This window comes from Helicobacter rappini, from assembly GCF_900198625.1.
In the GTDB taxonomy this organism is placed as follows: domain Bacteria; phylum Campylobacterota; class Campylobacteria; order Campylobacterales; family Helicobacteraceae; genus Helicobacter_A; species Helicobacter_A rappini.
The window spans coordinates 17,636-31,596 of the sequence record NZ_FZPK01000002.1 but is presented as its reverse complement, the minus strand read 5'-3'; the positions used below and the strand labels follow the sequence as shown (position 1 = coordinate 31,596).

The 13,961-nt window shown below is 36.5% G+C and carries 15 protein-coding genes; 10 read left to right on the top strand and 5 right to left on the bottom strand.

The genetic code is table 11. The annotated features are described in order from the left end of the window. Positions 1-8: 8 nt before the first annotated feature. The 5 genes from nuoD to C6H17_RS00160 form a co-directional block, all read right to left on the bottom strand. Complete coding sequence (gene nuoD, locus C6H17_RS00175) at positions 9-1,238, bottom strand: NADH dehydrogenase (quinone) subunit D (RefSeq protein ID WP_005217162.1); 1,230 nt, start codon at positions 1,236-1,238, stop codon at positions 9-11. A gap of 8 nt (positions 1,239-1,246) precedes the next feature. After that, positions 1,247-2,053, bottom strand: coding sequence for an NADH-quinone oxidoreductase subunit C (locus C6H17_RS00170; RefSeq protein WP_005217159.1), 807 nt, complete (start codon positions 2,051-2,053; stop codon positions 1,247-1,249). 49 nt (positions 2,054-2,102) lie between these two features. Beyond that, on the bottom strand, positions 2,103-2,288 hold the full coding sequence (locus tag C6H17_RS12020; RefSeq protein ID WP_020995516.1) for a hypothetical protein: 186 nt from the start codon (positions 2,286-2,288) through the stop codon (positions 2,103-2,105). A 74-nt stretch (positions 2,289-2,362) separates the two neighbouring features. Further along, a complete protein-coding gene (locus tag C6H17_RS00165; RefSeq protein WP_004085715.1) occupies positions 2,363-2,872 on the bottom strand; it encodes a NuoB/complex I 20 kDa subunit family protein in 510 nt (169 codons plus the stop codon). Beyond that, positions 2,854-3,252: an NAD(P)H-quinone oxidoreductase subunit 3 gene (locus tag C6H17_RS00160; protein WP_004085718.1), complete on the bottom strand. Its 399-nt coding sequence runs from the start codon at positions 3,250-3,252 to the stop codon at positions 2,854-2,856. Before C6H17_RS00160 ends, C6H17_RS00165 begins: the two co-directional genes overlap by 19 nt. Positions 3,253-3,661: 409 nt before the next feature. On the opposite strand from C6H17_RS00160, the gene C6H17_RS00155 reads away from it, so the two are divergent. From C6H17_RS00155 to C6H17_RS00110, 10 genes are all read left to right on the top strand, one after another. Next, a complete protein-coding gene (locus tag C6H17_RS00155; protein WP_005217158.1) occupies positions 3,662-4,720 on the top strand; it encodes a GDP-L-fucose synthase family protein in 1,059 nt (352 codons plus the stop codon). Positions 4,721-4,722: 2 nt separating this feature from the next. Then, positions 4,723-5,931, top strand: a complete 1,209-nt coding sequence (locus C6H17_RS00150) for a replication-associated recombination protein A (RefSeq protein ID WP_005217157.1) — start codon at positions 4,723-4,725, stop codon at positions 5,929-5,931. A 178-nt stretch (positions 5,932-6,109) separates the two neighbouring features. After that, on the top strand, positions 6,110-6,823 hold the full coding sequence (locus C6H17_RS00145) for an outer membrane beta-barrel protein (RefSeq protein WP_005217156.1): 714 nt from the start codon (positions 6,110-6,112) through the stop codon (positions 6,821-6,823). Between the two features lie 260 nt (positions 6,824-7,083). Continuing rightward, complete coding sequence (gene nhaA / locus C6H17_RS00140) at positions 7,084-8,379, top strand: Na+/H+ antiporter NhaA (protein WP_005217155.1); 1,296 nt, start codon at positions 7,084-7,086, stop codon at positions 8,377-8,379. Between the two features lie 50 nt (positions 8,380-8,429). Next, positions 8,430-8,762, top strand: a complete 333-nt coding sequence (gene yajC / locus C6H17_RS00135) for a preprotein translocase subunit YajC (protein WP_004085733.1) — start codon at positions 8,430-8,432, stop codon at positions 8,760-8,762. A gap of 20 nt (positions 8,763-8,782) precedes the next feature. Then, positions 8,783-10,441, top strand: coding sequence for a protein translocase subunit SecD (gene secD, locus C6H17_RS00130; RefSeq protein WP_005217153.1), 1,659 nt, complete (start codon positions 8,783-8,785; stop codon positions 10,439-10,441). A 14-nt stretch (positions 10,442-10,455) separates the two neighbouring features. Continuing rightward, on the top strand, positions 10,456-11,430 hold the full coding sequence (gene secF, locus C6H17_RS00125) for a protein translocase subunit SecF (RefSeq protein ID WP_005217151.1): 975 nt from the start codon (positions 10,456-10,458) through the stop codon (positions 11,428-11,430). 34 nt (positions 11,431-11,464) lie between these two features. After that, the gene (locus C6H17_RS00120; protein ID WP_005217149.1) at positions 11,465-12,256 is read left to right on the top strand and encodes a plasminogen-binding N-terminal domain-containing protein; all 792 of its coding nucleotides are present in this window, start codon (positions 11,465-11,467) and stop codon (positions 12,254-12,256) included. A 158-nt stretch (positions 12,257-12,414) separates the two neighbouring features. Then, positions 12,415-13,389: an aldo/keto reductase gene (locus C6H17_RS00115; protein WP_005217148.1), complete on the top strand. Its 975-nt coding sequence runs from the start codon at positions 12,415-12,417 to the stop codon at positions 13,387-13,389. 52 nt (positions 13,390-13,441) lie between these two features. After that, positions 13,442-13,861: a MerR family transcriptional regulator gene (locus tag C6H17_RS00110; RefSeq protein WP_005217147.1), complete on the top strand. Its 420-nt coding sequence runs from the start codon at positions 13,442-13,444 to the stop codon at positions 13,859-13,861. Positions 13,862-13,961: the final 100 nt, after the last annotated feature.

Sequence of the window (13,961 nt, the reverse complement as noted above, 5' to 3'; positions counted from 1 at the left end):
TAGAATCTCTATCTATCTATTTCGCCTAAGATAATATTACTATTACCTATAATCGTAATAACATCGGCTAAGTAATGTCCGGGCAGCATTGCCTCTAATACTTGTAAATGATAAAAGCTTGGGGCTTTTATCTTTACTCTGTGTGGATATGGATTCCCTAAAGAGCTTATAAAAAAGCCTAATTCACCTTTTGGCGATTCAGTGGGAGCATAGACTTCACCCTTTGGCGGTCTCATACCTTGTGTTACAAGCACAAAATGCTGCATTAAAGAATAGTTTTGTGTCATCACATCTTCTTTTGGTGCGGAGATATATTGTGGTGCGTGTGCCATAAGAGCTGTATCTGTATCTTTATAGAGTTTCATTGCTTGTCTAATAATGGAGCATGATTGAAACACTTCTTCAGTGTAAAGCACATAGCGACCATAGCAGTCGCCACTATCTGTAAAAGGCACACTAAAATCTAACTCATCATAGATTTCATAAGGCTCTTCCTTTCTAATATCATAAGGGATACCAGACCCACGAAGCATAACACCGCTAAGCCCATAATCTTGTGCCATCTCTTTGCTGATTTTACCCACGCCTTCTAATCTCATACGCCAGATTCTATTCTTATCTAAAAGTCCTTTTATGAGATTGATTGTCTTTGTAACTTCATTTAAACAAGATTCTATATTTTCAAACCAATTATGCGGAATATCAAGCGGCACACCACCTATACGAATAGAATTATGCGTAAGTCTTGCCCCACAATAATCCTCTATCATATCAAGCACATATTCCCTACCCTTAAACGCATATAAAAATACACTCATAGCTCCAACATCAAGGGCATGCGTAGCCATAAAAAGAAAATGCGAGATAATGCGATTAAGCTCTAAAAGGATTGTGCGTATAACCTTAGCACGCCTTGGCACTTCTACCCCTAAAAGCGTTTCTACACCATAGGCAAAGGCGTGATTATTACTACTTGCGGCGGTATAATCCATTCTATCAGTTGTTGGCATAAACTCATTATAAATCATATTTTCTGCCAACTTTTCAATCCCTCTATGCAAGTAGCCAATATCAGGATAAGCCTTTTTTACCATCTCTCCATCAAGCTCTAGAATCAGTCGTAATTGTCCGTGTGCGCTTGGATGCTGCGGACCGAGATTTACAACCATTTTGCCTTCATCTTGCTCAAATATTACATTTTCAAATTGCGTTTGCAGTTTATTAAAATATTGTGCCATATCTACCCCTATACTCGTTTTTCACGCACTTTTGGTTGTGTGTTTGGAAACTTTTGTAAAATCGGTGGTTTATTTGTCTCTTGATAGCTTATCTCATGCACTACATCGCTTGGCGTTGCACCTTTTGGCACTTCTTTCCCTATGCGTGAGAAATTGATACTATCATTTCTATCAATCCTTGCACTATCTCTTTGCTCTGGTCCTACAACATCTCTATATTCTCTACCAAAAATCTTATCGACTTCATACCATGAGGCAAACTCATCGCCTTTTAATGGATAGGTTTTTAATAAAGGATTGCCTACCCAATCAATAGGCATAAGGATTCGCTTCAAAAATGGGTGATTGAGAAACTTTATACCAAACATATCATAGCATTCTCTCTCACTCCAATTCGCACAAGCAAAAATGCCACTCACACTAGGCATAGCCTCATTTTCTTTTAAAGCACATTTTACACGCAATCTGCGGCGGTCTTTATGTGATTTTTCATGTGAAGTAAGCTGATAGAAAAGCTCAAATGTCCCATCACTTGCAAGATTATCAATCGCACTCATTTCAGACATAATGTTGTATTTCATAGATTTTAGAATCTCTAATGCCCTGCAAACATCTTCTTTTGGGACATAAAATACTGCTTGATTAATCTCTACATAGCTATTTAATATATTAACTTCTTTTTGCAGGGATTCTAAAACTTCTTTATAGTTTGAGTTTATAGTCTCTATTTTTGGGGTTGTTATAGGCTGATAGAATCTATCTGTATGATAGACTTTTTTTTGGACATCTTGTTTTTGTGCTTTTCTGCGTATCATGTTGTATCCTTATCTTCCTTTATTCAAACTTTCCTAATTTGAGTTTTTACTAGATTCTAAATCCTCTATGAAACAAAGTTTTACTTAACTGCTTGTAGAATCTACACGCCATATTAAAACTTGTAAATGCAATTTGTCTTATAAAATCTATACAATGCAAGGTTTTTCTATATTTATATAAAGGATATTTACATAAACACGCTCTTTTTGCATTCCTATATGACATGTCCTGCATTCCAAATCCTTTTTAGATTCTCATTCCAATCTATACCTAATTCTTTGACTAGAATCTACCTTATATAAACTTCTCTACACAAGCCTTTTTGGTGCTTCAGTTTTAATCGCCTTTTCAGAGCGAATCTTTTGCTGCAATACCATCATAGCATACTGCAGTGTCTCTGGTCTAGGCGCACAACCGGGCAGATAAATATCCACAGGGATAATCCTATCTACACCCTGCACTGTAGCATAGGTATTAAACATACCTCCAGTATTTGCACAGCTTCCCATAGACACAACCCATTTTGGTTCAGGCATTTGATCATACAATCTTCTTGTAAATTCCGCGTGCTTCTTCGTCAATGTCCCTGCGATAATCATAACATCGCTTTGTCTAGGACTAGCACGAAAAATGATTCCAAATCTATCGAAATCAAACCTTGAACCACCCGTTGCCATCATCTCAATAGCACAACATGCAAGCCCATAAGTAAGGGGCCAAAGAGAGTTACTTCTCCCCCAGTTTAGAATCTTATCCACACTTCCAAGTGCAACAGGCATACCCCTTGGGCTAAGCTCACCTACCTCATGTGTTGCCATGACAATGCCCCCCTTTTCCACGCAAACAAAAAGCCAACTACAAGTAAGCCAATAAATGCAAGCATTTCAATAAATCCTAACATTCCAAGATTACGATACTCTAGTGCCCATGGAATCATAAAAATAACCTCTACATCAAAAAGCACAAATAGCACAGCTATAATGTAGAATTGGTGTGAGATTTTATTTTCTTGCTTGATAGGGATAGGTCCGCATTCATAGGGTGCCGTCTTAAGTTTATCGCCCTTTTTCTGTGCTATCTTTCTTGATACAAGTCTTTGTAAAAAGAAAGTTGCTTGAAAGGCAACAAGCGTTAAAACAAACATAACAAATGCACCAAAATATGGGTGTGCCAACATAGGCTCTAGCGTTTTGGGCATATTCTTCCTTCACTTTCAATTTTGTATGTAATTCTAATTTCAAATTAATAAAAAATAATTTAAACTTAATTTCAATGCGTCATTTTATTGTTATACAAGTTACAAAATGTTACTAAAAGATTTTATCTATACATATATCCAATTCTTATAGATTATGTTATTTTATATACATAAAATTATATATTAAATAATTTTAAGATTATTTTCATAGACTTAAATATGCTTTATTAATCTAAACCCACTAAGGCATATTTAATATAGAATCTAGCTTTAATCTTTTTAGAAACTATTATGCTGCTTAAACTCTCAAGCCTTCCTAAATTTGTAGGACTTTATGTTATAATACTAAGCATTTGAGATTCTAATTTATTCACAACTACTAAGGATTATAATGACTACAAAAACTACTATGACAAAAGATTCAAAAATCTTTGTCGCTGGGCATAATGGGCTTGTTGGTAGCTCCATTGTAACAAGCCTTAAAGAGCAAGGATTCCATAATATTATATGTCGCACTAGGGCTGAACTTAACTTGTTAGATTCTGTAGCAGTGGAGAATTTCTTTGCTACGCAAAACATAGAGTTTGTGTTTTTAGCGGCGGCTAAAGTTGGTGGGATTTTAGCGAATAACACTTATCGTGCGGACTTTATTTATGAAAATCTTGCTATACAAAATAATATCATCTTCAACGCATACAAATTCAATGTAAAAAAGCTTTTATTCTTAGGTAGCTCATGTATCTATCCAAAAAACTCACCTCAACCAATAAAAGAAGAATATCTACTCACAGGGGAGTTGGAATACACAAATGAACCCTATGCTATCGCAAAGATTGCAGGGCTAAAAATGTGTGAGAGCTTTAATATTCAATATAACACAAATTTTATTTCCATAATGCCTACAAATTTATATGGAAATAATGATAATTTTAATCTTTTAAACTCTCATGTATTACCCGCTTTAATCCGCAAATTCCACCTTGCAAAGCTACTAAGCGAGAATAAAAAAGATTTAGTATATAAAAATCTCATGCAAGATTGTGTTAAGAGTGAGAGTGAATGCGAAGCCCTTTTAAAAGAGCTTTTAATCACTAGAGATTTTGTTGGAATATGGGGTAGTGGAAAACCTAGAAGAGAGTTTCTACACAGCAAGGACATGGCAGATGCGAGTGTGTATATCATGCAAAATGTTGATTTCTCTGATTTAGCAAAAAGTGAAAATGTGCGTAATACACATATTAATGTGGGTTATGGAAGCGATATTAGCATAAAAGAACTTGCAAATCTTGTAAAAAATATTATAGGATATAGTGGCGAGATTGTCTTTGATACGACTAAGCCTGATGGCACATTTCAAAAGCTTATGGATTCAAGTAAGCTAAACTCACTTGGCTTTACGCCCAAAATCTCACTAGAAGAAGGCATAGCAAGCGTCTATCAACACTATTTGCAAAAATACAATGGATAATCATGCGAAATCTAGCCTATAAATTTCGCCCCACAACACTTGAAAACTTCATAGGACAAAAGCATTTATTAGCACAAGATGCACCGCTAAGAATAATCATCGAGAAAAACATACAAGATTCTAATATGCTACCAAATCTTTTATTTTTTGGACCACCGGGCAGTGGCAAAACAAGCCTAGCCCACATCATCGCAACACTTAGCAAAAAAACCTTTTTATCCTTTAATGCAACAAATTTTAAGCTAGATTCCCTAAAAAAAGAGCTAAGTCTATATGAACACACAATGAATAAGCCGCTTTTATTTATCGATGAAGTCCATAGACTAAACATAGCACAACAAGAGTTTTTACTGCCTATTTTAGAAAAAGGACAAGTCGCATTCATAGGGGCTAGCACAGAGAATCCATTCTTTACCCTAAGCCCAGCCTTAAGAAGTAGATCCTTTCTCTTTGAGCTAAAAGCCCTGCAAACACAAGATTTTGAAGAGCTTTATAACAGGGTATTAAAAGCCTATCCACCAAAGCATAGCTTTGATTCCATAAAATCATGGCTTTTAAGCCATCACAATGGCGATTGTCGTGCGTTTTTGAATCTACTTGATATTGCCCTTGATATAGATTCTAAGCAGGAAGTAAGTGTATCCATGCTTCAATCTCTAGTCCAAAACGCACAGGGTGTAAAGTCGCAAAATACGCATTATGACTACATATCAGCCCTTATTAAATCCATACGAGGCAGCGATGAGAATGCAGCATTATATTATCTCGCATGCCTCATACAAACAGGGGAAAATCCAGAGTTTATAGCACGCAGACTAGTCATTCTAGCAAGTGAAGACATAGGCAATGCAAACCCAAATGCACTAAATCTAAGTGTAAGCACAATGCAAGCAGTGAGTAAAATCGGCTATCCAGAAGCAAGGATCATTCTCTCTCAATGCGTGATTTATCTAGCATGCTCTCCAAAAAGTAACACCGCATACACAGCGATAAATCACGCCCTAGAAGATACAAAAATCCGCCTAGAATCTGTGCCAAGCTATCTAAAGACAGATGCAAAAGGCTATAAATATCCACATGACTTTGGCGGCTTTGTAAAGCAAATCTATCATCATGGAAAAAAGTATGTATTCCTTAAAAACATCGGCTTTGAAAAGACCTTGCAAGAATGGATAATGAAAATAAGAAATAGCAATACTTTTAAAAGGTAGATTTATATGCCTACGACCATTCCAACACCTGCTGTAACCTACAAAGTAAAATACCTAGCATAGATCTATAAAGAAGAGATTGTAGTTTATGGCTCAAATGATAAAAGTTTAAATTTCCATAATCAACTAATGTAATTTTTTGTCGATACTACTTCTTTGAAAAAGCAAAGGAGTTTATATGAGATATGTAAGTGCAATATTGTGCGGTATAACTTTATCAAGCGTGGCGTATGCACAAGTTTATAAACGCACACAGCCTAGATTGCCCGAACCCACAAAAGAGATCACAAAAGATTCAAAGACTGGGGCTATGCTTGGTGTTGATAGCGGGTTTAATCTTGTAATGGGACATGATAGCGATAGGTTTGTTGTAGATGCTGGTTTGAGGCTTGGCTATAATCTATTTTTCACAAAAACATGGGGTATGCGACTTTATGGTAGTTATAGCTATAGCTTTAGTGATTTTGTAACAGCATATAGAGATGTAGCAGTTATAAATGATTTATATGCAAATACGCATACATTTTTGTTCAATGCTGATGTGCTATATGATTTTTATAACAACAATGACTTGAAATTGAGTTTGGGTATTATATTTGGCTTGGGTGCTGGTTATGAGCTTGGCGCACAAAAGACATATAGAGATAACGGGAATTTGCAACATACGCAAAACTATACAAAGAGTGGATTTAAAGCGGTGGCAAATGCGGGCTTTTCGCTCACATTTGAAAGCCGACATAGGTTAGAGATTCTCTATCGATATGCAATATTGCAACCTGATTTACGCAATATCGTGAGAGATACCAACAATCCGCCAAATGTAATTCGCGAGGAAATATATAAGCCTCAAAGCCCATTTTCTTTCCATCTTGGGTATAGTTATACATTTTAGACAATATGCTGATTCTACAACTTGTAAGTTATAGAACATATTTACTTTACCAAGAATAGGCTAGACCGCCTTAATAGCACTCTCTCAGGGACAATTTTCTGCCTTAATTTTTTAAGTTATAAATAATGAACAAAACTCTAAAACAAACACAACTATGACAATCGTAAGACATAAAAACGCAGAAAAATACTTCTTGTTTTTATTATGCTTTAAGTTTTTTATTATAATAGTTTCATTTTTGATGATAGAGAAGGAAACTAATGCGCGTTACACAAGTTTTGATGAATTTTATCCGTAGTGAATCTTTTGGCGGTATTTTTCTTGGGATAAGCACGATTATGGCACTTGTTGTTGCTAACTCGCCATTATCTCATATATATCACACGATTTTTGAAACACCTTTTGGTTTTCAGTTTGGCGAACATTTTGTGGGTATGGAGCTAAAAATTTGGGTGAATGATGTGCTTATGTCGTTTTTCTTTCTGCTTGTTGGCTTGGAGATTAAGAGAGAAATGCTTTTTGGCGAGTTAAACTCTTTTTCAAAAGCGGCATTTCCAGCTATTGCAGCATTAGGGGGCATGATAGTCCCGGGTGCGATATATTATGCACTCAACATTGGCACGGCTTCAAGTCATGGTTTTGGTATCCCGATGGCAACAGATATTGCATTTGCATTAGGTGTGTTGCTTATACTTGGCAAACGCATTCCTATTGCCTTGAAAGTTTTTCTTGTTACCTTAGCTGTTGTTGATGATTTGGGTGCGATTGTGGTTATTGCGTTATTTTATGGAGATTCTATACATTTGATGTGGCTACTTGCTTCAGCCGGAATCATTGTGCTACTTGTGCTATGCAATATGCGTGGCATTAAGCATTTGATTGTATATCTTGGACTTGGAATCTTATTATGGTTTTTCGTGCATGCAAGCGGTATCCATGCGACTATTGCCGCAGTAATTTTAGCATTTTGTATCCCTGTGAAAGCAAAAAAAGATTTTCAAGCATTTTATGAGCAAATGGGCGTATGGGCGAAAAACTATCAACACAAGCAAAATAAACAAGATTCTATACTTTTAGACCATGATAAATTAGAGTTTGTGCAAGAAGTCCAGCATAGTGCCATAAACACACAGAATCCACTCTTAAGACTAGAGCATTTCTTGCAGCCTTGGAGTGCGTATTTTATCATGCCTTGCTTTGCGTTTGCAAATGCGGGGGTAAGCATTGAATCTAATTTTAATTTTAATATAGACCATATCTTTCTTGGTGTATTCTTAGGCTTAGTTGTAGGGAAGCCTATTGGAATCTTCCTTGCGTCTTTCTTGTGTGAAAAGTTGGGTATTGCAAAACGACCTGATGGAATCTCTTGGACTTATATCTTGGGGGCAGGTATGCTTGCTGGGATTGGCTTTACGATGTCGCTTTTTGTATCCGAGCTTGCCTTTGATATACATGAAGCAAAAGAATTATCTAAAATCACTATATTACTTGCATCGCTTACTTCATGTATTATTGGTGTTATATTCTTGCTTTTATCTGGTAAAGCGAAAAATTAACATTTTTTGTGTTAGAATCCTTGCTTTATTTTTAAATACGAAGGATATATATGCAAGAGCTTATTAGTTTTTTGCCATTAGCGGTTCTTATTTTAGTGTTTTATTTTCTTGTGTTTCGTCCGCAGCAGCAGCAAAGAAAGAAACATGCAGCTATGGTTGAATCTTTAAAAAGAGGGGATAAAATCGTTACAAATGGTGGTTTTGTATGTGAGGTAATCAAGCAAGATGATAGATTTATAGTTGTAGAGTTAGGCGATACTCAAGTGCGACTTGCAAGGGAATTTGTAGCTTACAAAGTTGATGAAATGGCAGAAGACGATGATTCTAGCACAGATTCAAAGAAAGAGGAAAAAGAATCTAAAAATAAGCATGATAAAAAATAGATTTTAGGTTAGATTAGCGTATGGCAAAGATTCACACAAATACACAAAAACCCTTTAATTACAGGTTGTTAGCCTTTATTCTTGCATGTTGTTTTGGAATCTTTTTTAGCATTCCATCGTTTTTTCAGGATTCTAGCAAATACCCCTTTTTTGATGGTTATAAAAAGATTACGCTTGGACTTGATTTGCAAGGTGGGTTAAGTCTTTTACTTGATGTTGATGTAAATGAGGCAGTTGGCAATAAATATAGCAGTATGCTTAGTGATTTAAAGCATCAAACAGATAAGAAAAATATTTTTATTAATAAGCTTAGAATGCAAGGTGATTCTATAAGCTTTATCTTACTTGATTCAAGTAGAACAAAGGATATGGAATCTATCCTTAGCAATATGGAAGGTGTGGCATGGTCTCAAAGTGGTAATACCTTTAATATAGCACTGAATGAAGAGGCTATAAAAAAGGTGCAAAAAAATGCCCTAGATCAAGCTATTTTTACCATTCGCAATCGACTTAGTGGTTTTGGTTTAACAGAGCCAAATGTCTTGCGTGAGGGGATTAATCAAATACGCGTAGAAATGCCGGGTGCACAAAGTGAGGAAGAGCAAAAAAGGCTTATAAAGTTAATCTCACAAAACGCACAGCTAGAGTTTATGGCAGTAGATGAAGATTTGGCTAGACGCATGATGAATGGTGAAGTAATCAGCGATGAAGAGGCTATGAGATATAACTCTGTGCTATTGCCTTATGCTGAAAATGAAATGGCAAAGCTCCCCTTGAAAGCCGTCCCTATCCTTGATGGAAGCTCCATTGTAAAAGCAGATTCTACAATTGATGAGAATAAAAATGATGCGGTAAGCTTTGTGCTAGATTCTAAAGGGGCTGAAATATTTGGTGATTTCACAGGGCGAAATATTAAGAAAAGATTGGCGATTGTGCTTGATAAACGCATAATTTCTGCACCTAGCATTAATCAAAGAATTGGTGGTGGCAATGGCATTATTACTGGTAGTTTTGATAGAAAAGCAGCAAGTGATTTAGCCATAGCGCTTAGGTCTGGTGCGCTTCTTGCCCCCGTTTCTGTGATAGAAAAAAGGGTTGTAGGTCCTAGTCTTGGTGCAGATTCTATACAAGCTTCTGTTATAGCCCTTATCAGTGGCTTTATATTGGTTGTGGGCTTTATGATTGTATATTATGCTATGGCAGGTGTCTTTGCTTCTCTTGCCCTTGTTATCAATCTCTTTTTGATTATCGCCGTTATGGCGTTATTTGATGCGACACTGACACTCCCGGGTATGGCTGGTATCGTGCTAACCGTGGGTATGGCGGTAGATGCAAATATCATCATTAATGAGAGAATTAGAGAAGGGCTTAAGTCTGGCATGGGGGTAATAAAGTCATTACGCATTGGCTATGAGAATGCTTCTCGTGCCATTTTTGATGCAAATATTACTTCACTTATTGCTTCAGTTTTGCTTTATGTGTATGGGACAGGTGTTATAAAAGGCTTTGCGATTACTACCGGTATTGGCATACTAGCTTCTATTGTTACCGCCATAATTGGCACACATGGAATCTATCTATGGCTTGGTAATCGTATAGAAAGAAGTAAAAATCTAGCCTTTTGGTTTGGCATTAAGCTAGATTCTAAGACTGAAGTAGCAGCAAAGCAAAAGCGTTAGTAAGGAAGTGAAATATGGAGATTTTTAAACAGCAGAAAATTTTTGATTTTGTGCGTTGGAGTAAGTATGGACTAATTGCTTCTATTTTACTAACACTTGCTTCATTTTATCTATTTTTTGGGGTGGGTTTTAATCTTGGCATTGACTTTGCAGGTGGTAGCACAGCGCAGATTCAATACACACAGCAAAATGCCCCTATGGCAGAAATACGCAAACTTTTAGCGACAGACGAGCGATTTAAGAATGCTCAAGTAAGCCGCTTTGGTGCGGATAATGAGATTATTATTAAGATCCCATTTAATGAGAACTTAAAAGCAAATGAGATTGATACCACTTTACATACATTGTTAGAATCAAGCGGTGAGTTTAGCATAAGAAAGCTTGATACAGTCGGTCCAAAGGTCGGCGATGAATTGCGTAAAAGTGCGATATTATCACTTGTTTTAGCGACTATTGCAATGATGGCGTATGTGAGTTTTCGCTATGAGTGGCGGTTTGCTCTTGCTTCTATCATCGCCTTAGTGCATGACATTGTCATTACCGCAGCAAGTGTGATTATCTTTAAGATTGATTTAAATCTTGAAGTTATAGCGGCTTTACTTACCCTGCTTGGCTACTCAATCAATGATACCATCATCATCTTTGATAGAATCAGAGAAAAAATGCTTGAAGGCAAAAAGATGAATGCAAATGAAGTGATTAATGAAGCCGTATCAAGCACACTAACAAGGACAACGCTTACTTCACTTACTATGTTTTTTGTCGTCTTGACACTTTATCTTTTTGGTGGGCAAATTATCGTAGGGTTTTCTTTGCCACTTCTTGTTGGTGTTGTCTTTGGGACATATAGCTCAATGTTTGTAGCACCAAAACTTGCGATTTTACTGAATTTCTCTGTCGAAGCCTATTATGCAAAAGAAGTGCAAAAAGCTAAAAAACAAGAGGAAAAGAAGCGTATGCGACAGCTTTATGAGGGCGGTAGAGTGTAATACATGAATGATTTAAGATTCTAAAGGTTTATAAATGAAAAGATATATTACAGCATTGCTTATGTTAATAATGAATAGCATATTATTTGGGAATCTTGCATATAGTAATGAAAGTATAGAAGATGAAACAAATACAAAAGATTCTATAAAGCTTATCACACAACCTGAAATAAGCGAGATTCTAGAGATAAATAAGCAAGGCGATGATACACTTATAACTTTTACAAATATCAATCTTAAAGTCGGTGAGAGTGGCATTATCCTGCGTGATTTATCATCTTACAAAGCGATTGTAGCAAGCGTAGTTGTGATAAAACTAGAAGGCACAAAGGCTATTGCAAAAGTCTCCCCTTTTACACAATTAACCCAGCCCTATCTACCAACACCAAACATGACGCCTGAAACTGGCGATATGGTGATATTTAGAAGTTTTAACAACAAGGCATTCCTTATAGCCCCAAATGAGATAACCTATAAAAACATTACTGAAAAATATGATTTTATAGAGTTTGTAAGCTCTGATTTACTCATGGGATTCCTAAACTCACAAGGCAAACACGACCCAACGCCAAAGCTACTCCCAAAGGCATGTAATGAATATGGTGTTGGACTTTTATTTGTTGTGGGAAGCAAGGATATTGGAATCTTTAGTTGCCAAAATGTTGCTAGGATTGCAAAATACAAAAATACACTCACAGACACAACGACAAAATCCCCATTCTACACACGCACAAATTTTGAAGGCGGCGGCTCACTGACTTACTCACTCTCATCAAAGAAAAGCAAAGATTATTTTCTATACTACGATGAGTTTTTAAAAGATTAATCATGTAAATATTTTTTGACTAAATACACTTTGAAATAGCCTTTGACACAATATCCCTTTTTAAATAGTAATTTCTAACATTTTGTATTGTAGCAAGCACTAGATTCAAACACCCATTGATATATTATTCAAAGCTATTTTGATATTAAAGGACAACAATGCAATATATCACTTTAAATAATGGCATAAAAATGCCTAGTATTGGACTTGGGACTTATGGACTGCAAGGGCAAAAGGGTGTGAAAATAATGCAAAATGCCCTGCAGGCTGGATACAGACTCTTTGACACTGCACAAATGTATGAGAATGAAAAGGAAGTAGGCATAGCTCTAGCTACGCAAAGCCTAAAAGATTCTAACTCACAAACAAAAGAATCTGGGGCTTTTAGCATTCATTCCACGACACATTTAGATTCTAATAGCGTTGTAGATTCTAGCACCACGCCAATTTCAAACCCACACAAGCAATCAGCCCATAGGGAATCTAGCGAAGTTAGCTCAAATGATTTAAGCCGCCCATTGCAAAGAAATGAGCTTTTCATCACCACAAAGCTTTCATCTAATATGCCCTATAAAAAGGCGTGGCAAAGCATAGAGGGTAGCCTACAAAATCTAGGGCTAGAATATGTAGATTTGCTTGTAATCCACGAGCCTTACGCAAATGCTAAAGAAATGTATAAAGCCTGTGAAGAGGCGTATCGCAAGGGGCTTATCCACGCGATTGGAATCTCAAATTTTTATGGCAGATTTTTGGAGGATTTTTTAGATTCTGTGCGTGTTAAGCCTGTGCTAAATCAAGTCCAAGCACATATTTTCTTTCAACAGCACACATTGCAAAAATTTTTAGAATCTAAGCATATTCACTTGCAAGCGTGGAGTCCTTTAGCTTGTGGGAGAAATGGCATTTTTACAAATGAGACTTTGCAAAGTATAGCAACAGCTCATCATAAAAGCACCGCACAAATTGCTTTGAAATTTCTGCTAGATAAAGGAATGAGTATTATCCCAAAGGCTTCAAGCTTAAAGCGACTCCAAGAAAATCTCACACTTTTTGACTTTAGCTTAACGCAACAAGAGAGAGATTCTATCACGCAGCTTGATACAAATAAAAGCCTTTTTGGCTGGGACTGCTAGGGGATTATTCACTTTTTACCCTATAATTACAGGAAACAACAAGGACAAACAAATGGCATATACAATCATAGAAGTTGAGAGGGCAACAAATATCCCTTCAAGAAAGATTAGATTCTGGCTTGATAAGGGGCTATTCCCCTTTGTGGAACGCGATGAAAATGGGGTGCGTTACTTTGCAAAAAGCGATATGGAGTGGGTGAAGTGGATAGAGTGGCTTAGGCAGTGTGGAATGAGCTTGAAAGAAATTAGAGAGTATGCGGAGGCTTTAAGCGGGGGTATTAAAACTGCACCAAAACGCAGGGCATTATTGCAAAAAAGCTATGCAAATTTACAAGCACATATCGCTTCATTGCAAGAGATTTCACAAAGACTAGAGACAAAACTTAGAATGTATGATGAGATGATAGAAAAGGGCGTAGATACCTTTAATCCACAAAGTAGGGATTATAAAGAGTGTAAAAAGCAGTGTTAAGCTACTGCTAAATCGCCCTTAGTCAAATAGGCTATATTTCCTTAGCCTTAAACTTAACTTTGAAATTCTAGCCGCTTTCAAGCCCTAGTCTAAATAAGTT